Here is a 21,334-nt window from a genome sequence, read left to right on the forward strand (position 1 = left end):
TGGGTAGGCCAAAGACCGAACCAATACTCGACAGGCGCTGATGCGCTCCCGCCGGAATGGGCGTCCACTGGGTCAGTGGAAAGGAGCTGGCATGAGTGAGATCACAGGCACCGCCAAGGTCCACGAGGCATACGCCTTCGCCTGCATGCGCTGCGGACACGGCTGGGAGCAGTCGTACGACATCGAGCACCACCACGACGCTTCGGGGCAGGAATTCATCGTCTACAAGACCGACGGCGTGCGGGTGCCTTCGCCGCTGTCGAGCCCGACGTGTCAGAACTGCGAAAGCCATGTCGTACGGATCATGCGGGCCGGCCAGGTGTCCTCGGTGCACGAGCACAACCTGATGGAGCCGTATGTGAAGCCGGCGACGGCCGCCGGACTGGTGGAGAGCGGGCCGCCGGAGGGGTCGCCCGCGCAGACCTCGCAGACCTCGCAGACCTCGCAGCCCGAATCGGCCGAGCCGCGGCACTGGCATCTCTCGGACCTCTTCCACCGCAAGTGAGGCCGTGGGCGCGGGCCTCGTAGGATCGCGCCCATGAGTTCGAAGTCCGCGCCGCCGCCACTGCCAGAACCGCTCAGGGTGGCGGTCGCCGATTCGCACACCCACCTGGACATGCAGGAGGGCACCGTCGAGGAGGCCCTGGCCAGGGCGGCCGCGGTGGGTGTGGAAACCGTGGTGCAGGTGGGCTGCGACATCAAGGGTTCGCGCTGGGCGGCGGAGACGGCCGCGGCGCACGGGAGTGTGCACGCCGCCGTGGCGCTGCATCCGAACGAGGCTCCGCGCATCGTGCTCGGCGACCCTGACGGCTGGTCGCGGCAGGGTGCGCGCGAGGCCGGGGGCGACAGCGCTCTCGACGACGCGCTCGGCGAGATCGACCGGCTGGCCGCGCTCGGCCAGGTGAAGGCCGTCGGCGAGACCGGCCTGGACTACTTCCGTACGGGACCGGACGGGATCGCCGCCCAGGAACGCTCCTTCCGCGCCCACATCGAGATCGCCAAGCGGCACGGCAAGGCGCTCGTCATCCACGATCGCGAGGCGCACGCCGATGTGCTGCGGATTCTCGCCGAGGAAGGCGCGCCCGAGCGGACCGTCTTCCACTGCTATTCCGGTGACGCTGAAATGGCTCAAGTGTGCGCGGCCAACGGCTACTTCATGTCCTTCGCGGGCAATGTGACCTTCAAGAACGCGCAGCCGCTGCGCGACGCACTCGCCGTCGCTCCGCGCGAACTGGTGCTCGTCGAGACCGACGCGCCCTTTCTCACGCCCGCGCCGTACCGCGGACGGCCTAATGCGCCGTATCTCATTCCGGTCACGCTGCGGGCGATGGCCCAGGTGCTGGGGCTCGACGAGGACACGCTGGCCGCGGCGATCTCGGCGAACACCGCCGCCGCCTTTGATTACTGAGGGATAACGAGCGGCGACGGCGCGCACGACCGGCGCCACAACTCCGTGTAGCCGAATGGCTTTGGAGAGTGACCGACGCTCCGCTATCGTCCCGGCCCGCAGCGCCATCGCAACGCCATCGGGCGGACCGGAACCGGACCTTACGGAGCGTCGTGAGCAATTCGCAGGGCAGTCACCGAGCCGGACGCAGCGCCCGCCGCGCCGCCACCAGGACACCGGAGCCGCCCGATCCGGCGGCCGACGCCGATTCCTCGTACGACGCATGGCCCACCGCCGCCGCACCCACCGTGCCCGCGCTGCCGCGTCAGGCACCGCCGCCCTCCGCTTCCGTCCCACGCTCCGAGGCACGCCGGGCCGGCCGCCGCCGCAAGAGCGCCGAGAAGCCCGACACACTGCGCCGGCTCGTCCCGCAGGCCCTGGTCGTCGCCTTCCTCGCCGGCGGCACATCGGCGTTCGTCGCCAGCGACAAGGCCGTCCGCCTCACCGTCGACGGAGTGCCGCGCACCATGCACACCTTCGCCGACGACGTGGCGGAGCTGCTGGAGGACGAAGGGCTCGGCGTCGGCGCGCACGACATCATCGCCCCGGCTCCCGGCGCCGCCCTTGCCGACGGGGACGACGTCGTCGTCCGCTACGGCCGGCCCGTGACACTCACGCTCGACGGGCAGCGACGCCGCGTGTGGACCACCGCGCGCACCGTCGACGAAGCGCTGCGCCAGCTCGGCGTGCGGGCCGAGGGCGCGTTCCTGTCCGCGTCCCGCTCGTCGGTGATCTCGCGCACGGGCCTCGCGCTCGACGTGCGGACCGAGCGGACGGTGACCTTCATGGCCGACGGGCGCGCGCGGACCATCCGCACGAACGCGGCGACCGTGCACGAGGCGCTGGCCGAGGCGGGCATCGCGCTCAGCGGCCAGGACACCACGTCGGTGCCGCAGGAGAGCTTTCCGCGCGACGGCCAGACCGTCACCGTCATGCGGATCACCGGCAGCAAGCAGGTCCGCGAGGAGCCGATCGGCTTCGACGTCGTGAGGACCGAGGATCCGTCGCTGTTCGCGGGCACGGAGGTCGTCGTACGGCAGGGGCGGCCGGGCGCGCGCCGGGTCACCTACCAGCTGCGGACGGTTAACGGCGTACGGCAGAAGCCGCGGAAGATCGCCGAGGAGGTGGTGCGCGCGCCGGTCACCCAGCGGGTGAAGGTGGGCACCAAGCCGCTGCCGCACTCCGTGGCGGGTGCGGACGGGCTGGACTGGGGCGCGCTCGCGCACTGCGAGTCCGGCGGCCGGGTGGGCGCGGTCGACCCGTCGGGGACGTACGGCGGTCTCTATCAGTTCGACACCGGGACCTGGCGCGCGCTCGGCGGCAGCGGGCGCCCGCAGGACGCGCCCGCCTCGGAGCAGACGTACCGGGCGAAGAAGCTCTACGTGCAGCGGGGGGCGAGTCCGTGGCCGCACTGCGGCCGTAGGCTGTATCGGTGAGCACCACTGAGCCCGACGCACTCCTCGGCCCCGCCGACATCCGTGAACTGGCCGCAGCGCTGGGCGTACGCCCCACCAAGCAGCGCGGCCAGAACTTCGTCATCGACGCCAACACCGTCCGGCGGATCGTCCGCACCGCCGAAGTGCGCGAGGACGATGTCGTCGTCGAGGTCGGCCCCGGGCTCGGTTCGCTGACCCTCGCGCTGCTGGAGGCCGCCGACCGGGTCGTCGCCGTCGAGATCGACGATGTGCTGGCGGGCGCGTTGCCGTCGACGATCGTGGCGCGGATGCCGAAGCGCGCGATGCGCTTCTCGCTGGTCCACTCCGACGCGATGCTCGTCGACGAGCTGCCGGGCGTGGAGCCGACCGCGCTCGTCGCGAACCTTCCGTACAACGTCGCCGTGCCGGTGCTCCTCCATATGCTGGACCGCTTCCCGACGATCGAGCGGACGCTGGTGATGGTCCAGGCGGAGGTCGCCGACCGGCTCGCGGCCTCGCCGGGCAACAAGGTCTACGGCGTCCCGTCGGTGAAGGCGAACTGGTACGCCGAGGTGAAGCGCGCCGGATCGATCGGCCGCAATGTCTTCTGGCCCGCACCCAACGTGGACAGCGGCCTGGTGTCCCTGGTGCGCCGGTCCAGGCCCGTGGACACCACCGCCACCAAGGCGGAGGTCTTCGCGGTGGTCGACGCGGCCTTCGCGCAACGGCGCAAGACGCTGCGCGCGGCGCTGGCGGGCTGGGCCGGTTCGCCGGCGGCGGCCGAGAAGGCGCTGGTGGCGGCCGGGATTTCGCCGCAGGCCCGCGGAGAGGCTCTGACGGTCGAGGAGTTCGCACGGATCGCGGAGGCGAAGGCGTGAGCGTCACGGTACGAGTCCCCGCCAAGGTCAATGTCCGGCTGGCGGTGGGCGGCGCCCGGCCGGACGGCTTCCACGACCTGGCCAATGTCTTTCTCGCCGTGTCCCTGTACGACGAGGTGACCGTGCGCCCCGCGGCGTCGCTGACGATCACCTGCGAGGGTCCGGACGCGCACCAAGTGCCCCTGGACCGTACGAACCTGGCGGCGCGCGCGGCCGAACTGCTCGCGGCCCGCCATGGACTGTCGCCCGACGTCCATATCCATATCGCCAAGGACATCCCGGTCGCGGGCGGCATGGCCGGCGGCAGCGCGGACGGCGCGGGAGCGCTGCTGGCGTGCGACGCACTGTGGGACCTCGGCTCGTCCCGCTCCGAACTGCTCGCCATCTGCGCGGAGTTGGGCAGCGATGTGCCGTTCAGCCTGGTGGGCGGGGCGGCGCTGGGCACCGGGCGCGGTGAGCGGCTGACCGAGCTGGCGGTCGGCGGCGAGTTCCACTGGGTGTTCGCGGTGGCGGACGGCGGTCTGTCGACGCCGGCGGTGTACGGCGAGTTCGACCGCCTCAACGAAGGCGTCGAGGTCCCGGACCCTGCCGCCTCGCCGGAGCTGCTCGACGCCCTGCGTACGGGCGACGCGACGGCCCTCGCGGGCGCGGTCGCCAACGACCTCCAGCCCGCGGCCCTTTCGCTGCGACCGTCCCTCGCGCAGACGCTCGCGGCGGGCACGGCGGCGGGCGCGCTCGCGGCGCTGGTCTCGGGCTCCGGCCCGACGACGGCCTTCCTGACGAAGGACGCGGACGCGGCGGAGGAGGTCGCCGAGGTGCTGCGGTCCTCGTCGGTGTGCAGGACGGCGAGGGTGGCCACGTCTCCGGCGGCCGGCGCGACGGTTCTGTAACCGGCCAGGCCGTGTGAAAGCCGCTCGCGTGGCCCGTACAGCTACCGCTAGCGTGCCGTGCATGAGCACTCACGACACCGACGCCCATCCCCGCTTCGCGGCGGCGCTGCGTGAACTGGGCCTCGAAGTCCCGGTCCGCCGCTTCCCGGACGCCACCCGTACCGCCGCCGAAGCGGCTGCCGCGATCGGCTGCGACGTCAGCGAGATCGTCAAGTCGCTGATCTTCGAGGCGGACGGGGAGCCGGTGCTCGTGCTGATGGACGGTTCGTCGCGGGTCGACGTGGAGCGCGTACGGCAGGAGCTCGGCGCCGCGTCCGTGAAGCGCGCGAACGCCGATCTGGTCCGGGAGACCACCGGCTACGCGATCGGCGGTGTCCCGCCCTTCGGCCACGCAACCAGGACCCGGGTGCTGGCCGACCGTGCGCTGCTGGACCACGCCGTGGTGTGGGCGGCGGCCGGGACCCCGCACACGGTCTTTCCGCTCGACCCGAAGACGCTGATCGCGCACGCGGGCGGCACGCTGGTGGACGTCCGCGAGCGCACCGCGTGACCGTACTGGTCGCGGCGGCGGTGCTGATCGCCGCGGTCACGCACGCCAGTTGGAACGCGCTCGCACACACCATCAAGGACCAGCTGGTCGCCTTCACCCTGATCGTCGGCGGCGCGGCCGTGATCGGCGCGGTGGCAGCGTGTTTCGCGCCGCTGCCCAAGGCCGGGGCGTGGCCGTATCTGGTCGCGTCCGCGCTGCTGCACGTCGGCTACCAGGCGCTGCTGATGCGGTCCTTCAGCCTCGGCGACTTCGGTCAGATGTATCCGATCGCGCGCGGCACGGCGCCGATGGTGGTGACCGCGCTGGCGGCGGTGTTCGTCGGCGAGACGCTCAACCGCTGGCAGCTGGCGGGCGTCGCGCTGGCCTCGGTGGGTCTCGTCGGCGTGGCGCTGTGGGGCATCAGGGGCTCGGGCTCGGTGCCGCACTGGCCCGCGCTGCTGGCGGCGCTGGCGACCGGACTGTCGATCGCCGCGTACACGGTCGTGGACGGCGTCGGCGTACGCGCCTCCGGCACGCCGGTCGGCTATATCGCCTGGCTGATGGTCCTGGAGGGGATCCTGGTGCCGTGGTACGCGTTCCGTGTGCACCGCGGCGAGCTGCTGCGGAAGCTGCGGCCGTACGCGGCACGGGGCGCGGTCGGCGCGGTGCTGTCGATCTCGGCGTACGGGCTGATCCTGTGGGCGCAGACCCGCGCGCCGCTGGCGCCGGTCGCGGCGCTGCGCGAGTCGTCGATCATCGTGGGCGCGGCGATCGGGGCGCTGTTCTTCAAGGAAAGGTTCGGCGGACCGCGGATCGCGGCGGCGGGACTGATGGTGGTGGGCATCGGGCTGATGCTGCGCGCGAGTTGAGGCGCGGGCCCTTCTGGTCCGGCCTCGTCCCGAACCCTTGATCGAACCGATGGCCGCCTTCTGACGTCCTTCCCGTCATGGTGACGATCACGCACTGGACTCATCAGCTGCTCCGCTTCGGCTGGCTGCAGGCCCGCAGCTGCGCCTTCGCGTTCGCGCTCGTCGGCGGCATCGCGGCCTCGCGTCTGCTGCCCGAGCTGCCGGTCGCGCGCTACGACCTGGTGCTGCTGTACGGGATCGGCCTGGCGGTACTGGCCAGGAGGCTCGGCTGGGACAGTGCGCGGGACACCTGGGTGATCGCCGGATGCCATCTCATCGGGCTGCTCTTCGAGCTGGTCAAGGTGCGGATGGGATCGTGGAGCTATCCCGAGGACGCGCTGACGAAGGTCGCGGGCGTGCCGCTGTACGGCGGCTTTCTCTATGCGGCGGTGGGCAGTTATGTGTGCCGGGCCTGGCACCTCTTCGACCTGCGGGTGTACGGGTACCGGCCGCGGATCATGGCGGTGCTGGCGGCCGGGGTCTATCTGAACTTCTTCACCCACCACTGGCTGCCGGACCTGCGCTGGGTGCTCGCCGCGGCGCTGGTGTGCGCGACCGCCGGCACGTGGGTGCGCTTCCGCGTCGGCGCGCGTGAGCACCGGATGCCGCTCGCGCTGGCCTTTGTGCTCATCGGCTTCTTCCTCTGGGTCGCGGAGAACATCGCGACGTACGCCGGGGCCTGGAGCTATCCCGACCAACTCGGCGGCTGGCAGCCGGTGTCGGTGGCGAAGTTCGGTGCGTGGGCGCTGCTGATCACCGTGACGTTTGTGCTGGCGGCCCGGCAGCGGCCGGACTGTCAGAGGCGGGCGATGGCGTCGACGCCATGACGCCTGGCATCCCTGCGGCGTTCCTCCGCCATGACCGCTTCGAACGCCCCGTTCACCGCCAGCAGTCCTCCGTCCACCCGCAGCGTCGTGCCCGTGATCCAGGCCGCGTCCAACGACGCGAGGAACGCCACCGCCGCCGCGATGTCCGCCGGCTCGCCGACCCGGCCGAGCGGGTAGACGTCGCTCACGGCCTCCAGACTCTTCTCGCGGCCCGACCAGGTGGGCGTGCAGACCGTGCCCGGGTTGATCTGGTTGACACGGACGCCGCGCGGGGCCCCGTCGCCCGCCAGCGTGCGGGTGAGCTAGGGCCTGTCTGTTAGGTCAGGCCCGCCTTGGCCGCGCTGTAGACACCTCAGGCAGTCAACGCGTCAAGCTGCGGCCCTCAGCCCGCTGTGTAGCCTGTCGATCTGTTCGAACGGGATGAGGGTGAGACGTGGAGACGCTGGTGGAGGGGGCCGTCAAGGAGGCGCTTCGCGACGGGCGCGGCGAAGCGGTCCGCCTGTATGTCGCCGCCTGTGCGGAACGCATGGCGCCCCTGTTCGTCGGCCTGCGGGCGGGCGTACCGGGGCGGGAAGCCGACCTGGACCTCTATGTGGAGTCCGTGAGCGGTCTTTGGCTTGCCGACAAGCCACTCGCCGACGCCGCCGAGCGAGTGCGCTGGCTGGAGCGGTTTCCGGAGCTCCAGCCGGACGACGAGGGGGTCACCGGTGTCGCCGACACCTACGCGTTCTTCGCCGCCCTCTGCCTGCGCTATGCCCTGCTGGCCCACAACTCGGGCAACGCTGATGACGCGGTGTCCTGCGGCCATGCGGCACTCACCGCGATGGGCATGCTGGACCAGAATGTGGCAGGTGCCAGCCTTCTGGCCGACGAACAACGGCTCCAGTCCCTCTCGCTGAGCGGTGACGCCGCAGGTCTGTGGGACGCGAGCGTCACGGCAGGGCGAGAGAGGCTCCGTGCCGTGGTGGGTCGCCTGCCCCGATAGGCGTCCTCCTGATCGCTGCACGTGCGATGTGGCCTCTGATTACGCGGCCGCTGTGACCACTTCGTCGGGTGGAGCTGGGAAGGCCAATGCCTCGTCATATCGCTGACTCTGCTGGAGGCAGTGGTAGAGCTGGCCGAGCATGCGGTTGAAGAGGTTGCGCTGTGCGGCGGCGTGCCAGTCGCCGTGGTCGTCGCGGCGACGCCGGTAGTGGGTCTTGGCGCCGGGTGACGCGGTGATGGAGGCGAAGGCCCAGAGGTAGCCGGCGTGGTTGAGCCGGTCGTTCTTCACCCACCGCCGGGTGATGCTGGACTTCTTGCCGGAGGCCCTGGTGATGGGCGAGGCACCGGCGTATGCCTTCAGACCGCGGGCGTCCGCGAAGCGGGCCTTGTCGTCTCCGATCTCGGCGAGCACCCGGGCGCCGAGCTGGACGCCGAGGCCGGGGAAGCTGAGGATGATCTCAGCGTCCGGGTGCTGAGGGAAAGCCTCTTCGACCGCCTCGGCGAGGTCGTCGGCGGCGGTGCAGGCGGCCTCCAACTGGACCAGGAGGGCGAGCATTTGCTTGCCCAGTGCGTCCTCGACCAGCGGCGGCTGGTGAGCGTAGTCGTGGCGGAACATGTCCCGGAGCCGCTCGGCCTCGGCCGCGATGCCCCGCTTGCGGCCGGCCCGCTTGAGCGCGGCCTCCAGCTGCGTACGGGTCAACCGCGCGGCCCGGGTCGGCGTCGGGGCCGCCTTCAGAAGCTCCCTGGCCTCCGGCCGACACAGACCGTTGCGCCAGGGCTCGAAGGCTGCCAAGGCGGCCGGGTAGTACTCCCGCAGCAGCGAACGAAGCTGGTTGGACAGCTGCTGCCGGTTCCAGAGCGAGTCCTGCTGAGCACGGGCCAGGACGGAGACTGCCCGGCCGAGGTCGCTGTCGTTGGGCAGTGGCCGGTGGGCGTGCATGTCGGTGCGCAGGATGTTCGCGAGCACCAGGGCGTCGCCAGGGTCGGACTTCTTGCGCGAGACCGAGTGCCGGTCGCGATAGCGGGCGGCGGCCATCGGGTTGATCGCGAACACCTGCCGCTTGCCCGTCCGCAGCACCGCGACAAGCAGGCCGCGGGAGGTTTCGATTGCGACAGGGATCGGGCTCTCCTCGCTGTCGCCGTGCTCGACGAGCAGATCCAGCAGGATTTTGTAGCCCGCCGCGTCGTCGGTGATGTGCCGTTTGGCCAGTAACTGGCCGCTGCCGTCGACCAGGGCGACGTCATGTGTGCGCTCGGCCCAGTCGATGCCGCAGTAGATCAAGGTGTTCCTCCCCATCGGGCTGTTTGCGCTGGTCACGAGCTCGTGCGGAACCACGCGGCGACCTAATCCCAGGACTCGGCACGAGGGCCGGTCCGCCACCTCAGTAGCCGTTCGTGGCACCAGCTCACCCCACGGGCCTCGGTCTATGCGGGAGCTCAGACGGCTCGGGCTTCACAAGAGGTCACCGTGTAGTGGGCTCGCACCACCAACACCAACGAGTGATCAAGGTGCGAGTGTTGACGCTCGACGGCCCTGGGCAGCGCCGCTCTGCGCTGAGGCACCAGAGCCCGGATCGCAACAGGCATCCGCCCAGTGCCGACGAACATCAACATCGGCATTGTGGTGACGGCTCAGGCGGCGCCGAACGCCGCGCGGTCTACAGCGAGGCGTCGAAGCCCGGCGTGATTCAGGCATCCGCTCGGCACCTGCCAGGCCGTCACCACAAGCAGCAGGACTGTCCGCCGCTCTGTGGAGAGACATCGCGTGTCCGGAAGTCAGAAGGCATGGCGGCCCTGCTGTTCGAACAGTCCGGGGTTCTGCACTGGCCCGTTCCGTCCGTACATGGGGATTAGGCGTGGTTCCCGAAGTCCTGCTCGGCGTTGACGGAGCCGATGTTGACGATCGCGCCCCGGCCCGAGGCTTCCAGGTGCGGCATGGCGGCGCGGGCGCAGCGGAACGCGCCTGTGAGTGTGATGTCCAGGTCACGCAGCCAGGCGTCGTCCGGCAGGTCCTCCACGAGCGGTGTGTCGGGGGTGCACGAGGAGGCGCTGTTGACCAGGACGTCCAGCGCCCCGACGCGTTCGACGGCGTACGCCACTGCCGCATGGACCGACGTGCGGTCGGCCACGTCGCAGCGGAACGAGTCCGCGCCCGGTATGTCCGCCGCGGTCAGCGCGGCTTGCTCGCCGTCCACGTCGGTGATGAGGACGGGAGCGCCTTCCGAGGCGAGCCGTCGCGCGGTCGCCTCGCCGATGCCGCGGGCCGCGCCCGTGATCAGTACGCCGTATCCCTCGAAACGTCCAAGACCGTTTGTCATACGGCCGAACGCACCGCCCTGATCAGCGCCTGGGCGCGGGGATCCGCCGTAACTCCCTTGCGCAGCCCGTTGGTCACATAGCCGAGCGCGATGCCCGACTCGGGATCGGCGAAGCCGAGCGAGCCGCCGCGGCCGGGGTGGCCGAAGGAGCCGGGGCCGAGGAGCGGGGCCGCGGGGCCGTGCAGCATGTAGCCGAGGCCGAAGCGGGTGTTCACGACCAGCACACGGTCCGGGCCCGCCGACTCCTCGGTGCGGGCCAGCGTGACCGTGGCCGGCGCGAACAGCCGGGTGCCGCCGTCGACGTCGCCGATCGTCGCCGCGTAGAAGCGGGCGAGCGCGCGGGCAGTGGAGATGCCGCCGGATGCGGGGAGTTCGGCGGCGCGGTAGGTGGGGTCGTTCTCGTCGGGTGCCGGGTCGATCACGCGGAAGGCGCGGCGGGTGAGGGACTCGGGGTCGTGGTAGGCGTCGGAGACGGCGCGCTTGGGCCGCAGTTTGAGCCCTCCTCCGGCGGCCGTCGCCGGTTCGTCGACGGGCCCGATCCGGCCGACCCGGTGAGCTTCCTCCGGCGGCAGCCCTATCCAGAAGTCCAGGCCGAGCGGGCGGGCGATCTCCTCGGCGACCCAGCGGCCGATGGTCCGGCCGGTGACCCGGCGCACCAGTTCGGCGATCAGCCAGCTGTAGGTCATCGCGTGGTAGCCGTGGTCGGTGCCGGGCTCCCAGGCCGGGCGCTGCGCGGCGAGCGCCGCCGGGCCGCTGATGCCGTCGGCCGCCTGGGCCGGACTGAGGGGCCGGTCGAGCACCGGCAGCCCGGCGCGGTGCGAGAGCAGCTGCCGTACGGCGATCCGGTCCTTGCCCGCCGCCTTGAACTCCGGCCAGTACGTGCCCACCGGCGCGTCCAGGTCGATCTGGCCGCGCTGGTGCAGCAGCAGGACGACGGCCGCGGCGACGCCCTTGGTCACCGAGCGGACGATCTGCGCGGTGTCCACGGCCCACGGCTCGGGTCCGTCGACGTCCCGGGTGCCTGCCCACAGGTCGACGACCTTGCGCCCGTCCCGGTAGACGGCCACGGCCGCGCCCCGCTCGCCACGCTGCTCGAAGTTGCGGACAAAGGCATCGTGGACCGGCTCGAAGCCGTCCGCGACCGTGCCCCTGACGTCCACTGCGCCTGTTCTCCCCGTTCCGCTCATCCCTCCATGGTGCCTGGGGTTCAGAGAGACACGGTCTTCGGGTCGAAGCCGAACGGCAGCTCCAGCCGGTGCGCCCGCATCAGCTCCTCGTCGCCGAGCAGGTCCTGCGTACGTCCGTCCGCCGCGATCACGCCCTCGCTGAGGATCACCGCGCGGGGGCACAGTTCGAGCGCGTACGGCAGGTCGTGCGTGACCATGAGCACGGTGACGTCCAACGACCGCAGGATGTCGGCGAGTTCACGCCGCGAGGCAGGGTCGAGATTGGACGACGGCTCGTCGAGCACCAGGATCTCCGGCTCCATCGCGAGCACGGTGGCGACCGCGACCCGCCGTCGCTGTCCGAAGGAGAGATGGTGCGGCGGCCGGTCCGCGTAGCTCTCCATGCCGACCTGGGTCAGCGCCGCAACGACGCGTGCTTCGAGCTCGGCGCCGCGCAGCCCGGCGGCCGCGGGCCCGAAGGCCACGTCCTCGCGGACGGTGGGCATGAACAGCTGGTCGTCCGGGTCCTGGAAGACGATGCCGACGCGACGGCGGATCTCCGCGAGATGCCGCCTGGCGACCGGCAGGCCCGCGACCGACACGGAGCCCGCGCCGCCGGCGAGGATGCCGTTGAGGTGCAGGACGAGAGTGGTCTTGCCCGCGCCGTTGGGGCCGAGCAGCGCGACCCGTTCGCCGCGTGCCACGGTGAGGTCGACGCCGAAGAGGGCCTGGTGGCCGTCCGGGTAGGCGTAGGCCAGGCCCTTCACCTCGAGAGAAGCAGTCATAGGGTCCATCCCAGCAGACAGACGGCGAGCGCCGTCACCGGGAGGGCAGCGGCGTACGACCACTGGGCCCGGGACGCGGTCACCTCGTCGATCACCGGCATGGAGCCGGTGTAGCCGCGGCTCACCATCGCGAGATGCACCCGCTCACCGCGTTCGTAGGAGCGGATGAAGAGCGCGCCGGCGGACTTGGCGAGCACGCCCCAGTGCCGTACGCCCTTCGCCTCGAAGCCGCGGGAGCGGCGGGCGATCGACATCCGGCGCATCTCGTCGGTGATCACATCGCCGTAGCGGATCATGAAGGAGGCGATCTGCACCAGCAGCGGCGGCAGCCTGAGGCGCTGAAGTCCGAGCAGCAGCGAGCGCAGCTCGGTCGTCGAGGCGAGGATCACGGACGCGGCGACGCCGAGCGTCCCCTTGGCCAGGATGTTCCAAGCGCCCCACAGGCCCGGCACGCTCAGCGAGATGCCGAGGACGGACACCTGCTCACCGGGCACGACGAACGGCATCAGCAGCGCGAAGGCCACGAACGGGATCTCGATGAGGAGCCTGCGCAGCAGAAACGCGGCGGGGATACGGGCCACGGCCGCGACAGCCACAAGCAGCGCCGCGTAGAGGCCGAAGGCCCACACGGCCTCGCGCGGCGTGGAGACCACGACGAGGACGAAGCAGAAGACGGCGACGAGCTTGCAGTGCGGCGGCAGGTCGTGGACGGGCGAGTGACCGTGCCGGTAGAGCTTGTGACTGTGGCCCGCGCCCATGTCAGACGGACTCCGGGACGCGGGTGGCCTCGTCGGCGGCCGGGCGACGGCGGCGGACGACCAGGAAGACCCCGCTGCCCACGACGACGGTCGCGCCGACGCCGATGACGCCCGCGAGGCCGCCGGAGATGCGCGCGTTCGAGACGTCCTTGACGCCGTAGTCGGCGAGCGGGGAGTCGGCGGCGGCGTGCTCCTCGACGTTCTTGTCGATGCCCTTGTCGGCGGCCACCTTCTCCAGGCCGTCCGGGCTGGCGGAGGCGTAGAAGGAGACGACGCCCGCGAGGACGAGCGGGATGGCGAGGCCGGTCAGCCAGACCTTGCGCGGCGAGACGCCGGTCGCCGCGGGGGCCGCGACCGGCTCGGCGTCGACCAGCTCGCCGCCGATGCGCAGCTTGAGCGGCGCGGACAGTCCGCGGGCGCCGTATACGAGGTCGGGCCGGACGGCGAGGACCGCGCCGACCGTGAGCATGGTGATCACGGCCTCGCCGATGCCGATGAGGACATGGACGCCGACCATCGCGGTGAGGACCTTGCCGATCGGCACGTCGGTGGTGCCGCCGACGGAGTAGATCAGCGTGAAGGCACCGGCGGCGGCCGGGACGGAGACCAGCGCGGCGACGAAGGAGGCGGCGGTGACCGAGCGGCGGCCGCGCGGCAGCACGGTGACCAGCAGACGGAAGAGGCCGTACGCCACGACGACCGTGACCACGCCCATGACGGTGATGTTCACGCCGAGCGCGGTGAGGCCGCCGTCCGCGAAGAGGACTCCCTGCATCAGCAGGACGACCGCGATGCACAGCACGCCGGTGTACGGACCGACGAGGATCGCGGCGAGCGCACCGCCCAGCAGATGTCCGCTTGTTCCGGCCGCGACGGGGAAGTTGAGCATCTGTACGGCAAAAATGAAGGCGGCGACGAGTCCGGCGAGCGGCGCGGTGCGCTCCGCGCCGACCAGCCCGACCGGCGAGCCGCCCAGTTCGCGGCGGGCTCCCCGCAGGCTGACGGCCACAGCACCGGCGGCCGCGACTCCGGCGGCCACCGATATCGGTGCGTTGATGAATCCGTCGGGGACGTGCATGGAGGGCTCCGCTTCGGACAGGTGGATAACTGTTCCATGATTGCCTTCTTGCAAACGAGTTGCAAGAGCGCATCTGTCACAGAAGGGAATCGAGCTTTCCGCGCGAAATATGGGACATTAGATGACAAAGAGTGCAAAAAGTGAGGAGCGGCCGATGTCCCCCACCCTGGAAGAGCATGCATGGGCACGGATCGTCACCGATGCTCCTCAGTACCGACCGGTACGCGTAGCCCTCTTCTACGAACCCTCGGATCCGCAGGACGTTCGCTTCGCCTTCCCCAGCGGCCGCGAATGGACCTTCCCGCGCGAGCTGCTGGAGACGGGGCTGCGCGCCCCGGCCCGCAGCGGCGACGTCGAGGTCTGGCCCTGCGGCCGGGTCCAGATGGTGGTGGAGTTCCATACCCAGGACGGCGTGGCGGTGGTGCAGTTCGACTCAAAGGTAGTCATGCGCTTCCTGCGCCACACATACGCAGCGGCCGCACCCGCCACCCAGGGATCCACCCAGAACTGACGAGTACGGCCGCCTTCGGCGCGCGCCCCGATCAGGCGCGCGCCGGGATCAGACGCGTACCAACTTCCGCTCCTCGTCCGGGTCTTCCGGACTGACGCCCTCGGGAGCAGCGGTCAGCTGCTTGTGCAGTTTCTCGCCCTCCACGTCCACATTGGGCAGCAGCCGGTCCAGCCAGCGCGGCAGCCACCACGCCTTGTGGCCGAGCAGCGCGAGCACCGCGGGCACGATCGCCATCCGGACCACGAAGGCGTCGAAGAACACCGCGATCGCGAGACCGAAGCCGATCATTTTGATCATCTGCTCGCTGGAGCCGATGAAGCCCGAGAACACCGCGATCATGATCACCGCCGCGGCCGCGACCACCCGGGCTCCGTGGTTGAAGCCGGTGACGATCGCCGCGCCCGGCCGCTCGCCGTGGACATACGCCTCACGCATCCGCGTGACCAGGAAGACCTCGTAGTCCATCGCCAGGCCGAAGACCACGCCCACCATGAAGATCGGCATCATCGACATGATCGGGCCGGTCTGTTCCACGCCGAACAGCGAGCCCAGCCAGCCCCACTGGAAGACGGCGACGACCGCGCCGAGCGCCGCGACGACGGAGAGCAGGAAGCCGAGCGCCGCCTTCAGCGGCACCAGGATCGAGCGGAAGACGAGCATCAGCAGCAGGAAGGCGAGTCCGACGACCAGCGCGAGATAGGGCAGCAGCGCGTCGTTCATCTTCTGCGAGAAGTCGATGTTCATCGCGGTCGCGCCGGTGACCAGCACGTCGTCGCCGCTGCCGTCCCGGATGGAGTGGACCAGGTTCTCCGTCTCGGCGGACGAGGGCCGGTCCTTCGGGATGACCGTGATCGTCGAGGTGTCGCCCGCCTTGTTGAGGGTCGGCGGGGTCACGGCGGCCACGCCGTCCAGGCCCTTGATGTCCTCGACCGTGCGGTCGGCGGCGCTCTTGTCGCCGTCGACGACCACCAACAGCGGACCGTTGAAGCCGGCGCCGAAGCCGTCGGACAGCAGGTCGTACGCCTTGCGCTGGGTGGTGCTCACCGGCTGCGAACCGTCGTCGGGCAGGCCCATCTCCAGCGACGAGGCCGGGATGGCGATGGCGCCGAGGCCTATGACGCCGGCGAGCAGCACGGTGACCGGGCGGCGCAGCACGAAGCGGGACCAGCGGGTGCCCATGTTCGGCTTGTCGCTCACGTCCTTGCCCTTGCGGACCTTGCGGCCGAGCACGCGATTGCCGGCGAAGCCGAGAAGTGCCGGGATGAGCGTGAGCGCGATGAGGACCGCGATCACGACCGTGCCTGCCGCGGCGAAGCCCATCTTGGTGAGCATCGGGATGTTGACCACGGCGAGGCCGACGAGCGCGATGACCACGGTCAGGCCGGCGAAGACGACCGCGGAGCCCGCGGTGCCGACGGCCCGGCCGGCCGCCTCCTCCTGCTCTCGGCCCTCGGCGAGTTCGGCGCGGTAGCGCGAGACGATGAAGAGGGCGTAGTCGATGCCGACGGCGAGGCCGATCATCATCGCCAGCGTGGAGGTCGTCGAGCCGAGGTCGAGCACGTTCGCGAGCGCGGTGATCGTCGAGATGCCGATGCCGACGCCAATGATCGCGGTGAGCAGCGGAAGTCCGGCGGCGACCAGCGAGCCGAAGGTGATGACCAGCACGACCGCGGCGATCGCGACGCCGATGATCTCCCCGGCCCCGGTCTCCGGGACGGCCTGCAGCGCGTCTCCGCCGATCTCCACCGTCAGCCCGGCGTCCTTGGCCTGGGTGCCGGTCTCCTCCAGCGCCTCACGGGTCTCGTCGGTCAGCTCCATCGAGTTGACCTTGTACGAGACGGACACGTACGCCGTCCCGCCGTCCTTGGACACGGCGTTGGCGGTGTACGGGTCGGAGACGGAGGCGATCTGGTCGGAGCCCTCCTTGAGCGCGGTGACCGCCTTGTTCACCTCGGCCTTGTTGGCCGGCTCGGTCATCTTGCGGCCCTCGGGGGCCTTGAAGACGACCCGGGCGGTCGCGCCGTCGGCGCTGCCGCCGGGGAAGCGCTCCTCGAGCAGGTCGAAGGCCTTCTGGGCCTCGGTGCCGGGGATGGAGAAGGACGACGATGTGGCGGGTGCCGCGGTGGCCGCGCCGAATCCGGCGACGGCCAGGAGCGCCACCCAGAGGAGGGCGACAAGTCGGCGTCGGCGGAAGGCGAACCGCCCGAGTTTGTAGAGATACGTGGCCACGAGGGCGTACTCCCGTAAGTGAGGTGAACAGGGCATGGGGAGCCGGCCCGACGACGAGAGCGGCGCGCGTCAGGTAGTGCAGTACGGCTTCGGGGAGATGGTGCGGGGAGGTCAGACGCCGAGGGCGGGGAGCACCACGGCGTCCAGGTACTGGGTGAGGAAGTCCCGGTCGGGGTCCCGGTCGTCGATCAGCTGGCGGGAGACGAACGCGCCGACCACCATGTGCAGGACGAACTTCAGCGCGGGGTTGTCCGCACTGATCTCACCCCGCTCCACCGCCCGCCGCAGCAGCGTGTTCATCCCGGTCTTCTCGGGCTCGATCAGCAGCTCGCGCAGCGCCTGGTGGAGATCGGGATTGGTATGGATGGCCTGGGCCAGACCCCGCATCAGCGCGGAGTCCCGCTCCATCTGACAGTTGTCGGTGCGCAGCAGCATCGCGTGGAAGTCGCCGCGCAACGTGCCGGTGTCGATGTCTCCGACATCGACCGGCTTGTCGTGCCTGAGCGCTCTGGCCACCAGCTCCGGCTTGCTCCGCCACTGGCGGTAGAGCGTGGCCTTGCTCGATCGGGTCCGGGCGGCGACGGCGTCCATGGTCAGGGCGTCGTAGCCGACTTCGCGCAGCAGATCGAGCACGGCTTCGTACAGCTCTGCCTCACGCTCGGCGGTGAGCCGGCTGCGGGACATGATCGGCCTCCCATCGCCAACCGAACGAAACGGTTTCGTACACATAGACCGTAACCCGGCTCGCAACGAAACGAAACCGTTTCGCTTGTGGTCTGGGTCACGGACGGAATCGCGGACGGAATCACCGCGGCGGCGATCGCGGACGGGGCCACGGTCCGGGGCACGAACACGATTCCCCCTGCCCCACAAGTTGCCGCGCCTCCTGGGCACGGAAAGCATTGGGGGGTGAGCGACGACGTGGCGTATCTCCGTTACCCGCACCTCCACAACGACTTGCTGTGCTTCGCCGCCGAGGACGATCTCTGGATCGCTCCTCTCGTCCCGGCAGGCCACCGGCCCGGCCGGGCCTGGCGGCTCACCGTCGACCGGACGCGGGTCGGTCATCCGCGCTTCTCGCCCGACGGCCACCACATCGCATACACGACCTGGCGCAGCCTCGACCCCGAGATCCATCTTGTGCCGGTCGAGGGCGGACCCGCGCGCCGGCTCAGCTACTGGGGCTCCACCGACACCCGGGTCTGCGGCTGGGCCCCGGACGGCCACATCCTCGCCGTCTCCTCGCACGGCCAGCCGTTCTCGTACTTCTCCTGGGCCTACAAGGTCGGCACCGACGGCTCCCCGGGCCGGCGCCTGCCCTGGGGCCCTGCCTCCGACATCCAGGTCATCGATGTCGAGGACGAGCACCGCACGCTGCTGCTGACCGGCAAGCCACCGCACGAGCCGGCCGCCTGGAAGCGGTACCGGGGCGGGGCGACGGGCCGGCTGTGGCTGCACGGCGAGCGGCTGCTCGCCGATCTGAACGGGCATCTGGAGTGCCCGATGTTCGTCTCCGGACGGATCGCGTTCCTCTCCGACCACGAAGGCATCGGCAATCTCTACTCCTGTCTGCCCGACGGGACAGATCTCCGGCGGCACACCGATCATGACGACTTCTATGCCCGGCACGCCTCGAGCGACGGTCGCAGGGTCGTGTACCAGTGCGCCGGCGATCTGTGGATCGTCGACGACCTCGCCGCCGCGGACGCGCGGGCGCGCAAGCTCGAGGTGCAGCTCGGCGGGCCGCGCGCCGGACGCCGTACGTACCAGGTGCCGGCGGCCAGCCATGTGGACTCCATCTCGGTCGACGCGACCGGCCGGGCCAGCGCCGTCTCCGTACGCGGCAGCCTGTACTGGCTCACGCACCGCGACGGGCCCGCGCGGACGATCGCGGACACCCCGGGTGTACGGGTCCGGCTTCCGGAGATGCTCGGAACCGGCGGCCAGGTCGCCTATGTCACGGACGCGGAGGGCGAGGACGCCGTCGAGATCGCGTATCTGCCGCGCGCGAGCGGCGACCGGGAACCGCGGCGGCTGGCCTCGGGCGAGCTGGGCCGGGTGCTGGAGCTGGTCTCGGACCCGGACGGCGAGCGCCTCGCCATCGCGTCGAACGACGGGCGGCTGCTGCTGATCGATTCGACGGAGGAGTCCAACGGGGCGGTGACGGAGCTGATCCGGTCCATCAACGGGCCCGTGCGCGACCTCTCGTTCTCGCCGGACGGGCACTGGCTGACCTGGTCGCAGCCGGGCATCGGCCGTTCGCTGCGGCAGATCAAGATGGCCCGGATCATGGACCGTACGATCGTCGACGTCACCAACGGCCGTTTCGAGGACGAGAATCCGGTCTTCACCAGCGACGGCCGCTATCTCGCGTTCCTGTCCTGGCGCGGCTTCGACCCGGTGTACGACGTGCACACCGGAGACCTGTCCTTCCCGCTCGGCTGCCGGCCCTATCTCGTGCCGCTCTCCTCCGCGACGCCCTCGCCCTTCGCTCTCCTGCCGGACGGGCGGCCCGCGGCGGGCGGGCTCGACCCGCTGGAGGAGTCCGGCACGGCGCGGGACGAGGCCGCCGGCGCCAGTACGGGTGCGGGCACGGTGACGGTGGAGATCGAGGGTCTGGAGAGCCGGGTGACGCCGTTCCCGGTGTCGGCCTCCAAGTACTCGGCGCTGCATCCCGTCAGCGGCGGCGGACTGGTCTGGCTGCGCTGGCCGATCTCCGGCGCGCTCGGCGAGACCTTCGCCAATCCGTCCGACACCTCCGGCCGGCCCACGCTGGAGCACTTCGACATCACCAAGGCCCGCAAGACCGAACTGGTCGGTCATCTCGACTGGTTCGCGGTCAGCGGCGACGGTACGCGGCTGGTCGTCGTGGACGACGGCGAGCTGCGCGCGGTGCCCGCGACGGAGACCGGCGACAGCGATTCGACGGTCTATCTCGATCTGCGGCGGATCCTGCACGAGGTGGACCCGGCCTCCGAATGGCGCCAGGCGTACGGCGAGGCGGGCCGCCTCACCAGCGCGTACTTCTGGGAGCCGGGCATGTGCGGCATCGACTGGGACGCGGTGCTCGACCAGTACCGTCCGCTGGTCGAACGGGTCGCGTCGCCGGACGAGTTCGCGGACCTGCTGCGGGAGGTGCTCGGGGAGCTGGGCACCTCGCACGCGTATGTCTCGCCCGCGCGGCGCAACGAAGGGCCGCCGCACTACCAGCGGGCGATGGGGCTGCTGGGCGCGAACCTGGTCTGCCGGGACGGGAAGTGGATGGTCAAGCGCATCCTGCCCGGCGACTCCTCGGACTCCAAGGCGCGTTCGCCGCTGGCGGGCACGGGTATCCGGGAGGGCGCGATCCTCACGCACGTCGACGGACGGCCGGTGGATCCGGTGACGGGCCCGTACCCGATGCTGGCGGCGGCGGGCGGCACGACGGTGGAGCTGACGTTCCAGCCGGCGGAGGGTGAGGGGCGCTCGCGCCGGGTGGCGATCGTGCCGCTGGTGGACGAACGGCCGCTGCGGTACCAGGACTGGGTGGCCAAACGCCGCGAGGTCGTACGGGAGTTGAGCGGCGACAAGTGCGGGTACCTGCACATCCCGGACATGGGCGGCTCGGGCTGGGCCCAGTTCAACCGCGATCTGCGGAAGGAGATGGCCCGTCCCGCGCTGATCGTGGACGTACGGGGCAACGCGGGCGGCCACATCAGCGAGCTGGTCGTGGAGAAGCTGACCCGCAAGATCCTCGGCTGGGACCTGACGCGCAACGCCCAGCCGGTCTCGTACGCCTCGAACGCGCCGCGGGGCCCGGTGGTCGCGCTGGCCGACGAAGCGACGTCCTCGGACGGCGACATGATCACGGCGGCGTTCAAACTCCTGGGCCTGGGCCCGGTGGTGGGCAGCCGCACCTGGGGCGGGGTGGTGGGCATGACGGGCCGCCACCGCCTCGGCGACGGCACGGTGATCACGGTCCCGATGAACGCGGCGTGGTTCGACGCGTATCGCTGGGGTATCGAAAACCACGGCGTGGACCCGGACCTGGACGCCCTGCGCACTCCGCTGGACTGGGCGGAGGGCCGCAACGTCCAACTCGACGACGCGGTCCGACTGGCACTCGACCTGCTGGCGAAACACCCGTCGGCGGAACCACCGGGCTACGCCGACGTCCCGGACCGCCGCCGCCCGAAGTTGCCGCCACGGCAGCTCGGTTGAGGCGGTCTCGCCCTCCTCTGGCCCCGCCGCGGGAGCCGGGGGTTTACTCCCCACCCGCGGACGCGCGTTGAGGCGCACCCGGCGTCCCGGGTGCGCCTCATGCAAGGTCGCGCGCTGCGCAAGCCTCAGGCGTCGAAGTCCTGGTTGAGCCTGTCCTCGTCCTGCCTGGACTGGCGCGAGGAGTGCTCCTCAGGACGCTGCTGCGGCTGACGGCGCTCCTGCGGCTGACGGCGCTCCTGGGGCGGGCGGCCGCGCTGCGGCGGCTCTTCCTTCCGCGAGCCGCTCGCTGCCTTCTGCGCCTGCGACTTGAGCTCCTGCGCCTTTTCCTTGAACTGGTCTTGCATGCCCATGAGGGTTCACTCCTAAGAAGGGTGTGAGGGGATCGGGGGCGTGCCGCCCCCTGGGCCTCGA

19 protein-coding genes and 2 pseudogenes are annotated in these 21,334 nt (G+C 70.9%); 11 read left to right on the top strand and 10 right to left on the bottom strand.

Annotated features, from left to right (window positions below; genetic code table 11):
* The first annotated feature begins 91 nt into the window (after positions 1 to 91).
* The 8 genes from ACH4YL_RS21055 (at position 92) to ACH4YL_RS21090 (ending at position 6,894) form a co-directional block, all read left to right on the top strand.
* Complete coding sequence (locus ACH4YL_RS21055) at positions 92 to 505, top strand: hypothetical protein (RefSeq protein WP_398508907.1); 414 nt, start codon at positions 92 to 94, stop codon at positions 503 to 505.
* A gap of 33 nt (positions 506 to 538) precedes the next feature.
* Positions 539 to 1,408 (top strand): TatD family hydrolase, encoded by an 870-nt coding sequence (locus tag ACH4YL_RS21060; RefSeq protein WP_398508908.1) that lies wholly within the window; start codon positions 539 to 541, stop codon positions 1,406 to 1,408.
* Between the two features lie 152 nt (positions 1,409 to 1,560).
* Positions 1,561 to 2,883, top strand: a complete 1,323-nt coding sequence (locus ACH4YL_RS21065) for a ubiquitin-like domain-containing protein (RefSeq protein ID WP_398508909.1) — start codon at positions 1,561 to 1,563, stop codon at positions 2,881 to 2,883.
* The gene (rsmA, locus tag ACH4YL_RS21070; RefSeq protein ID WP_398508910.1) at positions 2,880 to 3,740 is read left to right on the top strand and encodes a 16S rRNA (adenine(1518)-N(6)/adenine(1519)-N(6))-dimethyltransferase RsmA; all 861 of its coding nucleotides are present in this window, start codon (positions 2,880 to 2,882) and stop codon (positions 3,738 to 3,740) included. Before ACH4YL_RS21065 ends, rsmA begins: the two co-directional genes overlap by 4 nt.
* Positions 3,737 to 4,630, top strand: a complete 894-nt coding sequence (locus ACH4YL_RS21075) for a 4-(cytidine 5'-diphospho)-2-C-methyl-D-erythritol kinase (RefSeq protein ID WP_398508911.1) — start codon at positions 3,737 to 3,739, stop codon at positions 4,628 to 4,630. The genes rsmA and ACH4YL_RS21075 overlap by 4 nt, the downstream gene beginning before the upstream one ends.
* A 61-nt stretch (positions 4,631 to 4,691) precedes the next feature.
* On the top strand, positions 4,692 to 5,180 hold the full coding sequence (locus ACH4YL_RS21080; RefSeq protein ID WP_398508912.1) for a YbaK/EbsC family protein: 489 nt from the start codon (positions 4,692 to 4,694) through the stop codon (positions 5,178 to 5,180).
* Entirely contained in the window at positions 5,177 to 6,028 is an 852-nt protein-coding gene (locus ACH4YL_RS21085) for an EamA family transporter (RefSeq protein ID WP_398508913.1), read from the top strand. The genes ACH4YL_RS21080 and ACH4YL_RS21085 overlap by 4 nt, the downstream gene beginning before the upstream one ends.
* Positions 6,029 to 6,105: 77 nt before the next feature.
* Positions 6,106 to 6,894, top strand: coding sequence for a DUF817 domain-containing protein (locus ACH4YL_RS21090; RefSeq protein ID WP_398508914.1), 789 nt, complete (start codon positions 6,106 to 6,108; stop codon positions 6,892 to 6,894).
* On the opposite strand, the pseudogene ACH4YL_RS21095 reads toward ACH4YL_RS21090, so the two are convergent.
* Positions 6,864 to 7,196 (bottom strand): annotated as a pseudogene (locus ACH4YL_RS21095) (SDR family NAD(P)-dependent oxidoreductase); the annotation flags it as partial. The gene ACH4YL_RS21090 and the pseudogene ACH4YL_RS21095 overlap by 31 nt on opposite strands.
* Positions 7,197 to 7,327: 131 nt before the next feature.
* Here ACH4YL_RS21095 and ACH4YL_RS21100 point away from each other — a divergent pair.
* Positions 7,328 to 7,879 carry a hypothetical protein gene (locus ACH4YL_RS21100; protein WP_398508915.1) on the top strand — a complete coding sequence of 184 codons (552 nt, stop codon included), beginning with the start codon at positions 7,328 to 7,330 and terminating at the stop codon, positions 7,877 to 7,879.
* A gap of 39 nt (positions 7,880 to 7,918) precedes the next feature.
* Here ACH4YL_RS21100 and ACH4YL_RS21105 read toward each other — a convergent pair whose 3' ends face one another.
* From ACH4YL_RS21105 to ACH4YL_RS21130, 6 genes and pseudogenes are all read right to left on the bottom strand, one after another.
* Positions 7,919 to 9,175 carry an IS110 family transposase gene (locus tag ACH4YL_RS21105; protein ID WP_398509095.1) on the bottom strand — a complete coding sequence of 419 codons (1,257 nt, stop codon included), beginning with the start codon at positions 9,173 to 9,175 and terminating at the stop codon, positions 7,919 to 7,921.
* 556 nt (positions 9,176 to 9,731) lie between these two features.
* Positions 9,732 to 10,196, bottom strand: a pseudogene (locus tag ACH4YL_RS21110) (SDR family NAD(P)-dependent oxidoreductase); the annotation flags it as partial.
* Entirely contained in the window at positions 10,193 to 11,356 is a 1,164-nt protein-coding gene (locus tag ACH4YL_RS21115; RefSeq protein WP_398509096.1) for a serine hydrolase domain-containing protein, read from the bottom strand. The gene ACH4YL_RS21115 and the pseudogene ACH4YL_RS21110, both read right to left, overlap by 4 nt.
* A gap of 47 nt (positions 11,357 to 11,403) precedes the next feature.
* Positions 11,404 to 12,147, bottom strand: coding sequence for an energy-coupling factor ABC transporter ATP-binding protein (locus ACH4YL_RS21120; protein ID WP_398508916.1), 744 nt, complete (start codon positions 12,145 to 12,147; stop codon positions 11,404 to 11,406).
* The gene (gene cbiQ, locus ACH4YL_RS21125) at positions 12,144 to 12,905 is read right to left on the bottom strand and encodes a cobalt ECF transporter T component CbiQ (RefSeq protein WP_398508917.1); all 762 of its coding nucleotides are present in this window, start codon (positions 12,903 to 12,905) and stop codon (positions 12,144 to 12,146) included. The genes ACH4YL_RS21120 and cbiQ overlap by 4 nt, the downstream gene beginning before the upstream one ends.
* Before the next feature lies 1 nt (position 12,906).
* Complete coding sequence (locus tag ACH4YL_RS21130; RefSeq protein WP_398508918.1) at positions 12,907 to 13,983, bottom strand: energy-coupling factor ABC transporter permease; 1,077 nt, start codon at positions 13,981 to 13,983, stop codon at positions 12,907 to 12,909.
* Positions 13,984 to 14,137: 154 nt separating this feature from the next.
* Between ACH4YL_RS21130 and ACH4YL_RS21135 the strand changes: the two genes are divergently transcribed.
* On the top strand, positions 14,138 to 14,494 hold the full coding sequence (locus ACH4YL_RS21135; protein ID WP_398508919.1) for an SsgA family sporulation/cell division regulator: 357 nt from the start codon (positions 14,138 to 14,140) through the stop codon (positions 14,492 to 14,494).
* A gap of 48 nt (positions 14,495 to 14,542) precedes the next feature.
* On the opposite strand, the gene ACH4YL_RS21140 is transcribed toward ACH4YL_RS21135, so the two are convergent.
* Both ACH4YL_RS21140 and ACH4YL_RS21145 read right to left on the bottom strand, forming a co-directional pair.
* Positions 14,543 to 16,723 carry an MMPL family transporter gene (locus ACH4YL_RS21140; RefSeq protein WP_398508920.1) on the bottom strand — a complete coding sequence of 727 codons (2,181 nt, stop codon included), beginning with the start codon at positions 16,721 to 16,723 and terminating at the stop codon, positions 14,543 to 14,545.
* Positions 16,724 to 16,834: 111 nt separating this feature from the next.
* On the bottom strand, positions 16,835 to 17,407 hold the full coding sequence (locus tag ACH4YL_RS21145; protein ID WP_398508921.1) for a TetR/AcrR family transcriptional regulator: 573 nt from the start codon (positions 17,405 to 17,407) through the stop codon (positions 16,835 to 16,837).
* Positions 17,408 to 17,632: 225 nt separating this feature from the next.
* Here ACH4YL_RS21145 and ACH4YL_RS21150 point away from each other — a divergent pair, with 225 nt between their 5' ends.
* Positions 17,633 to 20,923 (top strand): S41 family peptidase, encoded by a 3,291-nt coding sequence (locus tag ACH4YL_RS21150; protein ID WP_398508922.1) that lies wholly within the window; start codon positions 17,633 to 17,635, stop codon positions 20,921 to 20,923.
* Between the two features lie 125 nt (positions 20,924 to 21,048).
* On the opposite strand, the gene ACH4YL_RS21155 is transcribed toward ACH4YL_RS21150, so the two are convergent.
* A complete protein-coding gene (locus ACH4YL_RS21155) occupies positions 21,049 to 21,267 on the bottom strand; it encodes a hypothetical protein (RefSeq protein ID WP_398508923.1) in 219 nt (72 codons plus the stop codon).
* Positions 21,268 to 21,334: the final 67 nt, after the last annotated feature.

Origin of the sequence: Streptomyces sp. NPDC020681 (assembly GCF_044334895.1) — a bacterium.
Taxonomy (GTDB): domain Bacteria; phylum Actinomycetota; class Actinomycetes; order Streptomycetales; family Streptomycetaceae; genus Streptomyces.

What these genes read in the sequence shown, in the direction of transcription:
- ACH4YL_RS21060 (WP_398508908.1), top strand. Translation starts at nt 539, where the DNA reads ATGAGTTCGAAGTCCGCGCCGCCGCCACTGCCAGAACCGCTCAGGGTG.
- ACH4YL_RS21130 (WP_398508918.1), bottom strand. Translation starts at nt 13,983, where the DNA reads ATGCACGTCCCCGACGGATTCATCAACGCACCGATATCGGTGGCCGCC.
- ACH4YL_RS21090 (WP_398508914.1), top strand. Translation starts at nt 6,106, where the DNA reads ATGGTGACGATCACGCACTGGACTCATCAGCTGCTCCGCTTCGGCTGG.
- ACH4YL_RS21145 (WP_398508921.1), bottom strand. Translation starts at nt 17,407, where the DNA reads ATGTCCCGCAGCCGGCTCACCGCCGAGCGTGAGGCAGAGCTGTACGAA.
- ACH4YL_RS21135 (WP_398508919.1), top strand. Translation starts at nt 14,138, where the DNA reads ATGTCCCCCACCCTGGAAGAGCATGCATGGGCACGGATCGTCACCGAT.
- ACH4YL_RS21120 (WP_398508916.1), bottom strand. Translation starts at nt 12,147, where the DNA reads ATGACTGCTTCTCTCGAGGTGAAGGGCCTGGCCTACGCCTACCCGGAC.
- ACH4YL_RS21055 (WP_398508907.1), top strand. Translation starts at nt 92, where the DNA reads ATGAGTGAGATCACAGGCACCGCCAAGGTCCACGAGGCATACGCCTTC.
- ACH4YL_RS21080 (WP_398508912.1), top strand. Translation starts at nt 4,692, where the DNA reads ATGAGCACTCACGACACCGACGCCCATCCCCGCTTCGCGGCGGCGCTG.
- ACH4YL_RS21105 (WP_398509095.1), bottom strand. Translation starts at nt 9,175, where the DNA reads ATGGGGAGGAACACCTTGATCTACTGCGGCATCGACTGGGCCGAGCGC.
- ACH4YL_RS21155 (WP_398508923.1), bottom strand. Translation starts at nt 21,267, where the DNA reads ATGCAAGACCAGTTCAAGGAAAAGGCGCAGGAGCTCAAGTCGCAGGCG.
- cbiQ (WP_398508917.1), bottom strand. Translation starts at nt 12,905, where the DNA reads ATGGGCGCGGGCCACAGTCACAAGCTCTACCGGCACGGTCACTCGCCC.